Source organism: Variovorax sp. AC194, from assembly GCF_979257995.1.
This window is the reverse complement of the sequence record NZ_OZ409823.1, coordinates 6,340,919-6,354,847: the sequence shown is the minus strand read 5'-3', so window position 1 is coordinate 6,354,847 and position 13,929 is coordinate 6,340,919. Positions and strand designations below refer to the sequence as shown.

Annotated in this window: 15 protein-coding genes; 3 read left to right on the top strand and 12 right to left on the bottom strand. The window is 68.6% G+C overall.

Features of this window, described 5'->3' with window-relative positions; translation table 11 throughout:
- Window positions 1-29: 29 nt before the first annotated feature.
- On the top strand, window positions 30-869 hold the full coding sequence (locus ACZYRS_RS30080) for a PP2C family protein-serine/threonine phosphatase (RefSeq protein ID WP_463422131.1): 840 nt from the start codon (window positions 30-32) through the stop codon (window positions 867-869).
- Window positions 870-938: 69 nt separating this feature from the next.
- Here the strand turns inward: ACZYRS_RS30080 and ACZYRS_RS30075 are convergent, their stop codons facing one another.
- The 5 genes from ACZYRS_RS30075 to tssA all read right to left on the bottom strand — a co-directional run bounded on the left by ACZYRS_RS30075 (window position 939) and on the right by tssA (window position 5,359).
- A complete protein-coding gene (locus ACZYRS_RS30075; RefSeq protein WP_463422130.1) occupies window positions 939-1,499 on the bottom strand; it encodes a hypothetical protein in 561 nt (186 codons plus the stop codon).
- 74 nt (window positions 1,500-1,573) lie between these two features.
- Window positions 1,574-2,056, bottom strand: coding sequence for an Hcp family type VI secretion system effector (locus tag ACZYRS_RS30070; RefSeq protein ID WP_198788248.1), 483 nt, complete (start codon window positions 2,054-2,056; stop codon window positions 1,574-1,576).
- Window positions 2,057-2,193: 137 nt separating this feature from the next.
- Entirely contained in the window at window positions 2,194-3,687 is a 1,494-nt protein-coding gene (gene tssC / locus ACZYRS_RS30065; protein WP_042579877.1) for a type VI secretion system contractile sheath large subunit, read from the bottom strand.
- 51 nt (window positions 3,688-3,738) lie between these two features.
- Entirely contained in the window at window positions 3,739-4,257 is a 519-nt protein-coding gene (gene tssB / locus ACZYRS_RS30060) for a type VI secretion system contractile sheath small subunit (RefSeq protein WP_198788247.1), read from the bottom strand.
- Window positions 4,258-4,330: 73 nt separating this feature from the next.
- Window positions 4,331-5,359: a type VI secretion system protein TssA gene (gene tssA, locus ACZYRS_RS30055; RefSeq protein ID WP_463422129.1), complete on the bottom strand. Its 1,029-nt coding sequence runs from the start codon at window positions 5,357-5,359 to the stop codon at window positions 4,331-4,333.
- 71 nt (window positions 5,360-5,430) lie between these two features.
- Here tssA and tssJ point away from each other — a divergent pair, with 71 nt between their 5' ends.
- Entirely contained in the window at window positions 5,431-5,952 is a 522-nt protein-coding gene (gene tssJ, locus ACZYRS_RS30050) for a type VI secretion system lipoprotein TssJ (protein WP_463422128.1), read from the top strand.
- Between the two features lie 17 nt (window positions 5,953-5,969).
- Here the strand turns inward: tssJ and ACZYRS_RS30045 are convergent, their stop codons facing one another.
- On the bottom strand, window positions 5,970-7,091 hold the full coding sequence (locus ACZYRS_RS30045; RefSeq protein ID WP_463422127.1) for a type VI secretion system protein: 1,122 nt from the start codon (window positions 7,089-7,091) through the stop codon (window positions 5,970-5,972).
- Window positions 7,088-8,422: a DotU family type IV/VI secretion system protein gene (locus ACZYRS_RS30040; protein ID WP_463422126.1), complete on the bottom strand. Its 1,335-nt coding sequence runs from the start codon at window positions 8,420-8,422 to the stop codon at window positions 7,088-7,090. Before ACZYRS_RS30040 ends, ACZYRS_RS30045 begins: the two co-directional genes overlap by 4 nt.
- 245 nt (window positions 8,423-8,667) lie before the next feature.
- Between ACZYRS_RS30040 and ACZYRS_RS30035 the strand changes: the two genes are divergently transcribed.
- Window positions 8,668-9,357 carry a response regulator gene (locus tag ACZYRS_RS30035; RefSeq protein WP_198788242.1) on the top strand — a complete coding sequence of 230 codons (690 nt, stop codon included), beginning with the start codon at window positions 8,668-8,670 and terminating at the stop codon, window positions 9,355-9,357.
- A gap of 171 nt (window positions 9,358-9,528) precedes the next feature.
- Here ACZYRS_RS30035 and ACZYRS_RS30030 read toward each other — a convergent pair whose 3' ends face one another.
- From ACZYRS_RS30030 to ACZYRS_RS30010, 5 genes are read right to left on the bottom strand one after another with little or no spacing between them, the layout of a single operon-like run.
- The gene (locus tag ACZYRS_RS30030) at window positions 9,529-10,854 is read right to left on the bottom strand and encodes an MSMEG_0569 family flavin-dependent oxidoreductase (RefSeq protein WP_463422125.1); all 1,326 of its coding nucleotides are present in this window, start codon (window positions 10,852-10,854) and stop codon (window positions 9,529-9,531) included.
- 35 nt (window positions 10,855-10,889) lie between these two features.
- Window positions 10,890-11,174: an MSMEG_0570 family nitrogen starvation response protein gene (locus ACZYRS_RS30025; protein WP_463422124.1), complete on the bottom strand. Its 285-nt coding sequence runs from the start codon at window positions 11,172-11,174 to the stop codon at window positions 10,890-10,892.
- Window positions 11,165-12,352, bottom strand: coding sequence for an MSMEG_0565 family glycosyltransferase (locus tag ACZYRS_RS30020; RefSeq protein WP_463422123.1), 1,188 nt, complete (start codon window positions 12,350-12,352; stop codon window positions 11,165-11,167). The genes ACZYRS_RS30025 and ACZYRS_RS30020 overlap by 10 nt, the downstream gene beginning before the upstream one ends.
- Window positions 12,345-13,361 (bottom strand): sll0787 family AIR synthase-like protein, encoded by a 1,017-nt coding sequence (locus ACZYRS_RS30015; RefSeq protein WP_463422122.1) that lies wholly within the window; start codon window positions 13,359-13,361, stop codon window positions 12,345-12,347. Before ACZYRS_RS30015 ends, ACZYRS_RS30020 begins: the two co-directional genes overlap by 8 nt.
- Complete coding sequence (locus ACZYRS_RS30010) at window positions 13,358-13,927, bottom strand: MSMEG_0567/Sll0786 family nitrogen starvation N-acetyltransferase (protein WP_463422121.1); 570 nt, start codon at window positions 13,925-13,927, stop codon at window positions 13,358-13,360. Before ACZYRS_RS30010 ends, ACZYRS_RS30015 begins: the two co-directional genes overlap by 4 nt.
- Window positions 13,928-13,929: the final 2 nt, after the last annotated feature.

Genomic DNA, 13,929 nt, shown 5'->3' with positions numbered 1-13,929 from the left:
ACAACACCAGCACACGCGAGGCACCCCGCTTGGAAATCGAAATCGTCACCTTGTCCCGACAGGGCGGCCGCACCTACAACGAGGACGTCCATGGCCACTGGCACGACGAGCGCTATGTCGCCTGCCTGGTGGCCGACGGCGCGGGCGGCCATGGCGGCGGCGACGTGGCCGCGGCCACGGCGCGCACGAGCATGCTGGGCGGCTTCTCGGCGGCGCCGGGGCTGGACGAATTCACGCTGCGCACGCTGGTCGAGCAGGCCAACCGCGACGTGGTCGCGCGCCAGGCCGAGGGCGGCAAGCTCGCGGGCATGCGCTCCACGGTGGTGTTCGCGGCCATCGACCTGGAGAACCAGGCGCTCGCCTGGGTGCACAGCGGCGACAGCCGCGCGTACCTCTTTCGGGGCGGCGCCATCGTGGCGCGCACCACCGACCACAGCCTGGTGCAGCAGATGGTGGCGGGCGGCATGCTCGACGAAGAGGGCGCGCGCCTGCATCCGCAGCGCAACATGCTGCTGTCGGCGCTCGGCTCGATCGAGGAGGCGCCCGACATCGCGGTGTCCGACCGCATGCGCCTAGTGTCGGGCGATGTGCTGCTCCTGTGCAGCGACGGCGTGTGGGAGCCGCTGGGCGACGAGTGCCTGGTCGATACGCTGCATGCCTCGCGCACGCCCAGCCAGTGGACCGAGCAGCTCGATACGCAGATCAAGGCCCGCGCCAAGCCGGGCCACGACAACTACACCGCGCTCACGCTGTGGGTGATTGCCGATGACATCGACGATGCGACGCGGCTGATGCCGGCGCTCGAGGAGGTGACGATGCCGGCGCCGATCGACGAGCCTGCGGCCGCGCCCGGCAAGCCGGCGGACTAGCGGCGAATCGGAAAAGAAGCCGGGCCTTTGCGGGCCCGCGCATCTCTGTTCGTTTGCAAGGTCAAGGGATCAGGGCTTCTTCGGCCGATAGGCCTTGAGTGTCCCGCTCACCGTCACGTCCACCGTGACCACCACGAGGGCCGATTCCATCTTGCCGTTGTCCTGCCGCTTCATCTGCTTGCGGCTGGTGGTCGAGGTGGAGCTGCCCTTCCACTGGATCGTGCTGGAGCGCACCGCTTCCTTGTTGCCCTTGTAGTTCTGCTCCAGCACCGTGATGGCGCCGTTGCCCGGGTTCCTGGAAAGGATGGACGTGTGGTGCGGGTGGCCCACCATCACCGAGGGGTCTTCGACCCAGCCCGAGTCGTCCGCGAAGGTGACGTCGGTGGTGGTGGTGGTGGTCATCTCGTAGTCGCGGTACTGCAGGATGTCGCCGGGCAGCGCATCCTTGAGCGCGACTTCGTCGCCCCAGATGTAGTCGTCGTCGTCGCCCATCGGACCGAAGTCCGACGAGGTGCCGGCGCCGGCCTGCAGCAGGGCCTTGTTGGCCAGGTCCCAGCATTCGCGCGCGCCGATGTGCTTGCCCACCTGGGCGCTGGCCCATTGCAGGACCTTGGGGTTGAGTGTTGCCATGCGTGTCTCCGGCTGAAGGCAATCGAGAGCGGATGAAGCGGCCCCCGGCCGCTGGCGGCAGCCGGAGAAGCGCGTCAGACCTTCTTGTTGGCCGCGATGTCCCAGCCGGTTTCCTTGGTGCCGTCGCCGGAACCGTCGGCCTTCTGGGGCGTGTACTCGTACTTGAACTTGGAGAAGTTCAGCTGGATGTTCTCGGTCAGGCGGTCTTCGCCGCCGCTGCCGCCGGTCTGGATGCTGCTCACCAGGATGTCTTCCATCGTGAGCTTGATGTACTCCAGCGGCGTCGCGCCGGCCTTGCGCACCACCAGCGTGCCCTTCTTGATGTGCTGGCCGTTGCAGCAATCCAGGAGCAGCAGGTGCGAGGCGGAGTCCACGTACTTGGTGATCGAGACGTCCTGCACGCTCACCTTGCCGGCGCCCGAGCCGCCGCCCACGTGGCCAGTGCCCGACTGGCTGGCGCCCCAGCTCCAGGCCAGGATGTCGATCTCCTTCTTGTGCGAATCGTCCTTGGATTCGCCGTCGACGCCTTCGAGCTTCAAAAACATGTCTGCAGCCATGATGCTTACCTTTCAGTTGTGTGTGAATCAGGAAAAAAGGGCTTCCGTGCGGTGCCTAAGCGTTGGTGCCCGGGAGCTATCAGGAGAACGAGCGGAGGGCCGTTTTTTCAAAGGCCCACCGAAGGCATATGCCTTCGTTACTTGCCGCCCTTGGCCGAGGGCAGCTTGGACACCAGCCGCAGCGACACCGTGAGGCCTTCCAGCTGGTAGTGCGGGCGCAGGAAGAACTTGGAGGTGTAGTAGCCGGGGTTGCCCTCGACCTCTTCGACCACCACCTCGGCCGCGGCCAGGGGCTTGCGCGCCTTGGTTTCCTCGGACGAGTTGACGGGGTCCCCGTCCACGTAGTTCATGATCCATTTGTTGAGCCAGCGCTGCATGTCGTCGCGCTCCTTGAAGCTGCCGACCTTGTCGCGCACGATGCACTTCAGGTAGTGCGCAAAGCGGTTGCAGGCAAAGAGGTAGGGCAGGCGCGCCGCGAGGTTGGCGTTGGCCGTGGCGTCCGGGTCGTCGTACTCGGCCGGCTTGTGCAGCGACTGCGCGCCGATGAAGGCCGCAAAATCAGAGTTCTTGCGGTGGATGAGCGAGAGCAGGCCCGCCTTGGAGAGCTCGGCCTCGCGCCGGTCGCTGATGGCGATTTCGGTCGGGCACTTCTGGTCCACGCCGCCGTCGTCGCTCGGGAAGGTGTGCAGCGGCAGGTTCTCCACCGCGCCGCCCGATTCGATGCCGCGGATGCGCGAGCCCCAGCCGTAGAGCTTGTACGAGCGGTTGATGTTGGTCGCCATCGCATACGCGGCATTGGCCCAGGCGTACTTGCTGTGGTCGGCGCCGGCGGTGTCTTCCTCGAAGTCGAACTCCTCCACCGGGTTGGTGTTGGCGCCGTAGGGCGTGCGCGCAAGAAAGCGCGGCATGCACAGGCCCAGGTACTTGGCATCGTCCGAATCGCGCAGCGACCGCCAGCCGGCGTACTCGGGCGTGAGGAAGATCTTGGTGAGGTCGCGCGGGTTCGCCAGCTCCTGCCACGACTCCATCTGCATCAGGTTGGGGCTTGCGCCGGTGATGAAGGGGGCGTGCGCCGAGGCCGCGATCTTGGACATCTCGCCGAGCAGCTCGATGTCCGGCGGGCTCTGGTCGAAGTGGTAGTCGCCCACCAGCGCGCCGAAGGGCTCGCCGCCGAACTGGCCGTATTCCTGCTCATAGATCTTCTTGAACATCGGGCTCTGGTCCCAGGCCGCGCCCTTGAACTTCTTCAGGCTCTTGGCCAGATCCACCTTGGAGATGTCCATCACCCGGATCTTCAGGTGCTCGTCGGTCTCGGTGTTGTTCACCATGTAGTGCAGGCCGCGCCACGCACTCTCCAGCTTCTGGTAATCAGGGTGGTGGATGATCTTGTTGACCTGGTCCGTGAGCTTGGCGTCGATCGCGGCGATCATGGCCTGGATCGATTTGGTCACGTCCTTGCCGATGACCGTGCTGTTGCTCAGCGCCTGCTGCGCGAGCGTGAGCACGGCGGCTTCGACGGCGCTCTTGGCTTCGTCGCTGCGCGGCTTGAATTCCTTTTGAAGGAGCGACGAAAAGTCGCTGCCCGCATAGGCAACGTCCTTGAGTGCGCTCTGCTCGAGTGCTTCGGCCATGGTGGTTTCTCCTCGTGTACCGGTGTGTCAGGCGTTGGGGTTTCGATCGGCTCAGGCGGCCGGCGGCGTGGCGGCGTCGTCGGGCTTGGCGGTGGAGGCCAGCGATTGCAGCAGGGCCGGGTCTTCCAGCACCTTGGCCAGCAGTTCCTCGGCGCCGTTCTTGCCGTCCATGTAGGTCACCAGGTTGGACAGCTGCGTGCGCGCTTCCAGCAGCTTGTTGAGCGCGCCCACCTTCCTGGCGACGGCGGCGGGCGAAAAGTCTTCCATGTTCTCGAAGGTGAGCTCCACCTTGAGCTCGCCCTCGCCGGTGAGCGAGTTCTCCACCGCGAACGCGGCGCGCGGCTTCATGGCCTTCATGCGCGAGTCGAAGTTGTCGACATCGATCTCCAGGAACTTGCGGTCGGCCACGGGCGCGAGCGGATCGGTGGGCTTGCCCGACAGGTCGGCCAGCACGCCCATCACGAAGGGCAGCTGGATCTTTTTCTCGGCGCCGTAGAGTTCGACGTCGTATTCGATCTGCACGCGGGGCGCCCGGTTGCGGGCGATGAATTTCTGACTGCTCTTGGCCATGGCGATGCTCCTTGCGGGGGTAGATGGGGCGGTTCGATCAACAGAGGAAAAAAAGAACGAAGGGAAGCGGCGGCTATTCGGACGAGCGCTTGCCGGTCACGGTCTCGATCGTGTCCAGCGCGCCGGGCGCGAGGTTGGCCATGATTTCGAGAAAGCTCACGCCGATGAGCTTCTTGGCGCGGTCGATCAGGAGCGGCGCGGGGTTGCCGGGCTCGGTCTGTTCGAGAAAGCGGATCACGCGGTCCAGCGTCTGCAGTGCGTCCTGGCGGCTCTGGATTTCGCCGCGCGCGGCAGCAGTGCGCGGTGCGCCGCCGGCCGGTGCGCCGTCGCCTTCCGCGCCTTCGACTTGCGCTTCATCGGGCGCGCCGATGGCGGCGCTGCAGGCCTTCTGCAGCATGCGGCCGATGGTGCGCAGCGGGGCCAGGTCGATCACGTCGGCGCGGCCGGTTCGCTCCACCAGCAGGGCTTGCAGCTTTTCGACGAGGCCGGGCACGCCGATCGCGGCCTGGATCAGCTCGGGCCGCTCGGCATGCAGCGCTTCGAGGCCGCCCTGGATCTGCGCGGGCGAATAGGTGGCGTCGCCGCCCACCGCGTTCAATGCGTTGTTGGCCACCGCGATGTCGCGCACGCGGATCGCGCCCACGCCCGGCGCCACGCCCACCTGCGCGTCGTAGAGGTCTTTCAGCACCATCGCCTCGTCACCCAGCGGCGCCAGCGCGTTCAGGCGCATGGTCGGGTCGTTGTCGTCGTCGGCATCGAGCTTTGGATGTATGCCTTCCCAGAACCGGTCGAGCAGGCCGGTGAGCAACTCGAGCCCGGCGACGAAGCCGGTGATGCCCTGCAGGCGCGTCGATGCGCGCAGCAGCAGCACCGCGGGACGCACGTCCTTGCTGCGGCGCAGGAGCGCATCGGACTGCTCGGCCACCTGGCGCCACTCCGGCTCCACCGCCGGGATGACGGTGTCGCCGAACTGTTGCTCGGGCTTGCCCAGCGCGGACGTGGTGAGCGCGGTGAAGTCCGCGTCGTACTCCAGATCGTCCCCGCACGGCGATGCCTCGCCTATCGGCGTGAGCAGTGCTTCTACAAGTTCGTGAGTCAGCATGTTGCCTGTTCGAGTTCGCTGGTGATAATCAAAGATGCGTCAGGACCGGTCAATGCAACGAAGGGAATAGCATGCGCACGCTGGGTACACACCATTCGTCCTATGAAGGCTTCTTCGCTGCGGCATCGCGGCGCCGCGTGGCGGGTCTCGGGCTCGCCATTGCGGCTCTGGCAGGGTTGACCCTCGCTGGCTGCGCGAGCAAACCGGTGGTCACGCCGGTGAGCATCACGCTGGTGGCCGGCGCCGATGCCAACCCCGATGCGCGCGGCCGCGCATCGCCGCTCACTGTGCGCGTGTATGCGCTCAAGTCGCCCGGACCCTTCGAGGGCGCCGACTTCTTCTCGCTGTTCGAGAAGGACCAGGCCACGCTCGGCGCCGAGCTCGTGCAGCGCGAAGAGATGCTGCTGCGCCCCGGCGAAAGCAAGAAACTGGACCTCACGCTGCCGGCCGATGCGAAGGCCATCGCGGTGATGGCGGCGTTCCGCGACCTCGACCGCGCGCGCTGGCGTGAAGTGCGCCCGGTCACGCCAGGCCAGGCGCAAGTGTTGACCGTCAACTTCGGCGCGCGCCAGATCCGTATCGACGCCAAGTAAGGTCGGCGCGCCGTGCGTCATGGCGCACCCGCCGCGTTGTTGGGCGACGGGCGCCCCGGCCGCACCAGCGGTTGATCGGCGGGCAGGAAGCGCTCGAAGAGATCCGTCACGAACGCCCCGCCGCTCGCATCCGATGCGGCGGCCGTGAAATAGAGGCCGCGCCAGCGCGGCGCGCGCGCGCCCTTGCCGTGGCCCTCGAACAAAACCTCGGCCACCTCGCGCAACGCGGGCTGCAGCCCCTGCAGCGCCTCTACGAACCCATGGATCGCGAGCCGCGCCGCGGCCCCTTGCTGCTCGCGCAGCAACGCCATGCGCAGGCCCTGCAACTGCGTGGCGATGGGGTCGAACTGGGCATCGAGCCGATCGCCGGCCGGTGCGTTGGGCGCGGCGAACGGGTCCGGCAGGCGATGGCCGAGCGCCTGCGCCAGCACCTCCGGCGGCAGCGCGCCGCGCAGCGTGGCGTAGCCCGTGAGGTGCTCCAGGCCGGTGACGACGAGGTACACGGGCAACTGCAGGCGCAAGGTGTCGCCCGTCTCGTCGAGCAGCCGGCGCATCTTCGCGGCGAGCGGCCGCAGCTCCTCGGCATCGGCCTGCAGCAATTCGCTCGCGGAAAAGCACATCACCACGCCGTTGAGCGGCAGCCGGTCGCGCCGCTCGGCGAGCGCCAGCAGCGCCTGCAGCCACAGCCCGTGCGTGCGCGGCGCGTGGGCCGCGTCACCGATCGCGACGGGGTGGATCTGGATGGCCGCCAGCGCGCCGGTCAGCCACCAGCGCCAGCAGGTCTCGCCGGTGGCGTCGCTTTGGGGCAGGGCCGGGCGCTCGCCTTGCGCGGTGGCCAAGAGCCCGGGCAGGTCGGCCGCCGCATCGCCGAGGAACAGGAACCACGGCACGGGCGCGGCCGGCCGGCGTGAAATCCGTGGTGGCCGCAGCGCCTGGCGCGCCTGCGCCATCGATTCGCGCAGCGCACCGACGGCCGCGTCGTCCACCGGCGCATCGAGCGTCTCGATGCGCCGCAGCAAGGCACGCCGCCGCGCGCCGCGGCCCGCGTCGTGCACCATCGCGTACAGCAGCACGAAGCCCAGCAGGCACAGCGCGAGCAGTGCCCAGAAGAAGTGGGTGGGCGAGAGCAGGGCGGTCATCGCGACACCGTCTCCAGGAACACGAAATCGGCGATCAGCCGCTCGCTGTTCTTGCTGGCCGCGAGCGCCTCGCGCAGCCGCAGCAGGTAGGCCGAGGCGAGCTCGAACGGCGGGCGGTCCGAGGTCTCGGTGAACGGCATCGGCGCCGAGAGCACGGTGATCAGGACGCTCCCGAACGGTGGGCTCACGAGCCAGCTCGATGGAATGTCGCGGCCCAGCTCCAGCGTGGCGCCGGCCTGCAGCGGCGTGGGCGTCTGCCCGGCGTTGAGGTGCATGACCGAGCCGTCGGCGGTGTAGTAGTCGACCCAGATGTAGCTGTCGTGCCGCGGCGCCACCACCTGCACGCGCACGTTGTCGCCTTCGCGCAGCTGGCGGTTGCGGGCCGTGGGGGCGTCGATGTCCAGCCCGTAGTGCTTCTCCTGGTTGCGCGCCTGGTAGGGCTTGAGGATGGCGAACACCTCGCAGTGCGGCCACACGCGAAGGCCCACGTCGAAGCGCGGCGCAGCCACGCCCGGCATGGCGCTCACCTCGCGCGCCACGCGCGGCAGGTCCTCGGGCAGCGAGACGAAGCCGCTCACCTGCGTGTGGCCGTCCTTGCCGACCGAGGCCGAGAGGTCGGCGCAGGCATAGGTCTGCAGGTGCTGGTCGATGCGCTGGGCGAGCGCGGTCTGGGTGGTCGCGGGCCCGGAGGTCATGAACCACAGCAGGTAGAGGAGCGGCAGCAGCAGGGCCAGCGCCGCGCTCGCACGCAGCAGCGCCCGGTCGCGCCGCTGCGTGTCGTTGGGGCCGCGCGGATCGGCCACGCCGTAGGGCTGGGGCGTGATGTGGTCCTGCACGAGGCTGCCGAGCGCGAGCGGCCGCAGCCGAAGCTGGCGGCCGTGCAGGTCCTTGAGCTTGCCCAGCTCGCCCTGGTCGCCGTCCTCGAAGTAGTACTGGCCCTTGAAGCCGTGCGCGAGCGCGTGCCAGTAGACCTCGCGCAGTTGGTCGTCATGGTCGTCCTGCGCGCCCAGCGCCGAGAGGTGATGGAAGAACTCGCTGTGCGCGTTGTTGGAGTTGAAGAGCTGCACCTGCAGCGGCGCCGCGCCGGCCTCCGCGCCGGGGTGGCGCGCGAGGACCTCGTCGATCCAGGCCACCATCGCGAACACCGCCGATTCGACCTGCGCCGCGGGGGCGCCCGAGGCCTCGGCCTGGGCGCGCGCCGCGTCGAGCAGCCGGCGCGCCTGCTGCTGCGCCGCGTCATGCGAGAGGGCAGGCCGGCCGGTCGCGATGGAGGCGTCCAGCGCGAGGCCGAACGAGAGGAAGGACGAAAAGCAGTCGAGCAGCCGGGCCATGGAGGTGCCCGTTCAATCGTGCATTGCGAAGGATGCCTTGCACCGGCGTCTGCGTCGATGGCACATGCCCATGTCCCCGGTTCCTTCGAGTGGAAGTTCATTCTTCCAAAGGGGTCCCGGCGGGCGCCATACCGCTTGGGGTCTATGCCGTTGGTGGGGCCGGGCGGCCTTGCTGCGCGGGGCAATCGCCGTTATCGTCAGCAATCGCTGACTTCAACGCAGCTGGGACTACGGAAAACCAAGCCATGAAAATCCTGATCGCCGACGACCACCGGCTCGTCATCGAGGCGGTCAAAGCCAAGTTGTCGGAGCTCGAGCCTGGCATCGAATTCGTCCTGGCGATGAGCGTGGACGAATTGCTCGCAGGCGCGAACGACGACCTCGACCTGGCCGTGATCGATCTCAACATGCCTGGCGCGGACGGCCAGGCGCACATCGACGAAATCCGGCGCCGGCATCCGGCCGTGCCGGTGATCGTGCTGTCGGGCTACGAAGACCCGGCCATCATGCGCAGCGCGCTCGAACGCGGCGTTCTTGGATTCATTCCAAAAGCTTACTCACCAGAAGTCATGCTTTCGGCCGTGCGGCTGGTGCTGGCGGGCGGCGTGTACGTGCCGCCGATGATGCTCACGGCGCTGCCGCCCGGCATCGTGGCGGGCGTGGCACCGGAGGCGCGCGGCACCGAGGCGCTCACGCGCGGCGGCGGCGCCGGCCAGACGCTGGAGCACCTGCGCAGCGTGCTGACGGAGCGGCAGGTCGAGGTGCTGCAACTGCTCTCGCAGGGCAAGCCGAACAAGCTGATCGGGCGCAGCCTGGGGATCAGCGAGGGGACGGTGAAGATCCACCTGGCTGCGATCTTCCGGGCGCTGAATGTGCGCAACCGGACCGAGGCGGTGGTGGCTGCGCAGGCGTTGACCGAGGCGCAGCAGGCCTGAATTCGCGGACCTTTCGGGGCGGCGTGCACAGGCCACCGGGTGCTCCCCTCCGCGAATGTCCCCCGGCCTTCGGCCTCCTCCTTGATTTCGCTGCGGGGAGCACCCGATGCCCTGCGCACTGGGGCACGCTCTGGGTGAACCGCTGATCAACGATTGCTCTGAGCGAGGCGCCTAGGCTGCTCGCAGTGCGGGCGCCGAGGGTGCCTCCATTTCGCTCCCACGCAATCCTGCCTTTCTCTCTTCGATCGCTTCGGCGAGAAACTCCGCGTCGCGTGCCACGCCCGAGAAGCGGCCCGAGCCCCAGGTGTGCAGCCACGGCAGGCCGAGGAAATACAGGCCGGGCTCGTTCGTCACGCCGCGCCGGTGCACCGGCGCGCCGCGGCCGTTGAAGACCGGCGCGTCCACCCAGGCGAAGTCGGGCGAGAAGCCGATGCACCAGACCACGCTCGTGATGCCCGCCGCCGCGAGGTCGAGCCGGGTGCGTTCTTCGGCCGGCTCCCACACGGGCGTGTAGACCGAGGGCGGCGGCGCTTCGAGGCCTTGCGATGCGATGAACCTGTCGATCGATGCGTTGATGCGGTTGTAGGTGTCGTCGGCGCTGTCCAGGTTCTCGCGCAGGTTGGGTTGCAGCTCGAAGCTGCCGCCGTCGAAGCCGCTCAGGAGGCCGTAGAGCTCCATGCCTTCGCGCGCGAAGCGGCGCAGGTCGATGTCGCGCCCGCCGTCGCGGCCGGTCACGTAGTGGTTGGTGTTGTCGCGCACGCCTTCGCGCAGCGGGTGCTCGGTGACGGGCATGTCGTAGTACTTCATGTCGGCGAGCCAGTCGACCACCTCGCGGCCGCGGTAGAAGCGCGCGCAGCGCGGCGCGTTGCCGGTGGCCAGGTGGACCTTGCGGCCGGCCAGGTGCAGGTCTTCGGCGATCTGCGCGCCCGACTGCCCGCAGCCCACCACCAGCACCGCGCCCTCGGGCAGCTGCGCGGGGTTGCGGTATTGCGCCGAGTGGTACTGCGCGACGGTGGCCGGCAGCTTCTCGGCCAGGCGCGGCACGATCGGGCGGTGGTAGCCGCCCGAGGCGACCACCACCTGGTCGGCGGTGTAGAGGCCCGCGTCGGTCTGCACGATGAAGCGGTCGCGTTCACCTGCACTGGCGCCGGTGCCGGGCACGCGGGACACGCGCTCGACGGTGACGCCCTCGATGGCCGGCGCCTTCACCTGCGCGACGAAGCCGGCGAGCCAGTCGTTGATCTGGTCCTTGATCATGAAGCCGTGCGGATCGTCGCCGAGGTACCCCCAGCCCGGCAACTGGCATTGCCAGTTGGGCGTGACCAGGCAGAACGAATCCCAGCGCTGGGTGCGCCAGCTGTGCACGAGGCTGCGCTTTTCGATCACCAGGTGGTCGATGCCGCGCTGATGCAGGCAGTGGCTCAGCGACAGGCCGGCCTGGCCGCCGCCGACGATGACGACGCTGTAGTGGCTGCGTCCGCCGTAGGGATAGGACATGGGGTCTTCTTTCTTTCTCTCTGGATGCAGGGGCGTCAGTCGAAGGCGACGACGGTGACTTGGGCATCTGCCGTGCCGATGAATCGGGTGGCGATGCGTTCGATTTCGGCGAGCTGGTCCATGGCTTGCGAGCACGCGAAGCCGTACTTGGCGCGCACGCGTTCGGATGCGATGCCCAGGGCTTCGCGGGTGCGCAGCAGGAAGTCTTCGAGCGCGTAGCGTTCGCCGGGCGCGAGGAAGTCCTGCACCACGAGCGAGGGCGAATAGCAGCGCGTTTCGCTGGCGTCGGGCCAGCGCACGTGGAAGTGCATCACGGGCATGGGCAGGTTTCTTTCAGGTGTGCGCGGTAGAGCGCGATGTGGCGCTCGGCGCTGGCGGTCCAGCTGAAGCGCTGCGAAAGGCGCGCGGACGATGCGGCGATGCGCTGCGCATCGCGGGTTGCGAGTGCGTGGGCCAGCGCTTGGGCAATCGACGCCGCGCTTTCCGGATCGGCCCAGCTCACATCCGTCTCGGCCAGGTAATCGGTGAACGGCGCGATGCGCGAAGCGACCACTGGCACGCCGCTCGCAAGCCCTTCGAGCACCACGAGGCCGAAGCCTTCGCGCAGCGAGGGCATGGCGACAACGTCGGCCAGGCGGTAGAGCGCGGCGATGTCGGCATCGGGCAGCGGACCGGTCACGCGCAGCGGCTGCCACGGGCCTTCATCGAAGCCGAACGCCTGCATTTGTGCGCGGAAGGCCTGGGTGTAGCCGGCATGGTCGAGCAGGCTCGCGCCGCCCGCGATCACGAGTTGCGCGCGCGGATGCGCGGCGCGCAGCAGCGCGAAGCCGGCCAGGAGGCGTGTGGTGTTCTTGCGCTCTTCGATGCCGCCGATGGCCAGTACCACGGGTGCGCTGGTGGCGATGCCCAGGCGCTGTGCGAGTGCCGCATCGCCCGCTTGTGCGACCGGAGAGAAGCGTTGGGTATCGACACCGTTGTTGATTTCGTGGGCCTCGATGCCGTACGCGTCGCGCAAGTGATCGCACCACAGGCGGCTGCCGCTCAGCACGAGGCTCGCGCGCTCGAAGGCGTTGCGTTGCCAGTGCGTGAGTTGCGGATCGTCGAAGGTGTCCAGGTGGTGCACGGTGCGCACGAAGCCGTCGATGCGGCCTTCGTCCTGCAGCTGTGCGAGCGCGTTGCCGCCGATGGAATCCTGCGTGTGCAGCACGTCGAAGGTCTCGCGTTGCAGCAGGCCGTGCAGATGACCGACGAAGGCGTCGATGCGCGAACGCACCATGCCGACGGTGTCGCGCGGCCTGTCGTTCACCGGCGCCAGTTCGACCTTGCAAGGCGGCGTGCGGAACATCGCCTGTCCTGGCGCGGCGGGCGCCATCACCGTCACCGCGTGGCCCGCGGCGTGCAGCGCGGTGGCCAGTTCGAGCGTGTGCACCACGCCGCCGCGCGGGTTGACCGAATGCGTGAGCAGGCCGATGCGCAAGGGGCGATCGCGCTCAGACATACACCGCCTCCGCGCGCTCGGCGGACGTGTGCGGCTGGATGAAGGCGTCGCTGCCGAAGTCCCACAGCAGCGCTTCTTCGCCGCCGGCCTGCAGCCGCACCTGCCGCGTCGCGTCGACTTCGCCGACCACCGCGCAGGCGATGTCGCGCGCGGCGAAGCGGCCGAGCACCGGCGCGACCTGCGAAGGCGGCACGCTGAGCACGAAGCCGTAGCTCGGAAACGACGTGAGCCAGCGCAGCAGCGGCACGCCGTCGGGCCGCGGCAGCGCGTCCAGGTCGATGTGCGCGCCGACGCCCGAGCACTCCAGCAGCATCATCGCGGTGCCGACTGCGCCGGCCATGCTGATGTCTTTCCCTGCGCGGCAGAGACCCTCCTCGGCCAGCGAAGGCAGCACTTCGAGGTCGGCGCGCAGCCGCGCGGCCGGCGCGGTGGTCGATGCGTTCCAGTACGGAAAGGGCTCCTCGTACGCACCGCGCAGGTCGGCCGCCATCACCAGCAGGTCGCCGGGCTTCGCATCGAAGCTCGTGAGCAGCTTGCGCGCATGGCCGAGGATCGCGACCGCGAGTTGCGGACGCTCGCTGCGGTTGTTGCTGTGCCCGCCGACGATGGGCACGCCATAGCGCACGGCCGCCTCCGCGAGCCCGCGCAGCACGTCGTCGGCCGGGTTCATGCCGGTGCTCCACAGCGCATCGACCACGGCCGTCGGGCGCCCGCCCATGGCGTAGATGTCGCTCACGTTGACCATCACGCCGCAGTAGCCCGCGAACCAGGGCATGCGCACGATGAAGTCTTCGACCAGCCCTTCGATGGCGAACAGCAGGTAGCCGCCATGGCCATCGGGAATGGCGGCGCAGTCGTCGCCGATGGGCACGGCCTGCGCGAGCGCGGCATGGCCGCCGGGCAACGAGTGGCCGAGGGCCGACACCACATCGCTGATGTCGCGCTTGTGGGCGAAGCCGCGCGTGGCGCGCAGGGCTTCGGCGATCTCGTGCACGTTGCTGCTGGTCATGCCATCACCTTGGCGCGCGTGACGAAACCGCTCACCGGGTCGTGGCAGGGCGGGTACCAGTCGAGGTCGGCCTGCATGCGCGCATGCGGGCGGCCGTGCACGGTGATCTCTTCGAGCAGCTGCCAGCCGATCTTGCGGAACAGCGGCACGTTCTGCATCTGCACCTGCGCGAAGAAGGCGGTGCAGCCCAGCGCATTGGCGCGCGAGACGGCCAATCGGATCAGCGTCACGCCCAGGTGGCCCTGGCTGCGGAACGCCGGGTGCACCGCAAGGCGCGAGCCCCACCATTCGCCGGCCTTCCCGCTGGCTTCGCCGCGATGGATGCGCACCGTGCCCACCACCTGCTCGGGCATGCCGCCGTTGCACGACATCGCGACCAGCAGCTGCGCGCGGTCGTCCGTCGCATCGCGGTCGTCGCGCGCGAAGATGCCCTGCTCGATGCAGAACACCGCGCGGCGCAGCGCCATCGCCTCGTCGCGCTCCCACTGCTGCGCGGCCTCGCGCACCAGGTATTCGACGGGCGCGTAGTGCAGGTCGAGTTCGCTCAGGTCGTCGATGCACAGCATGG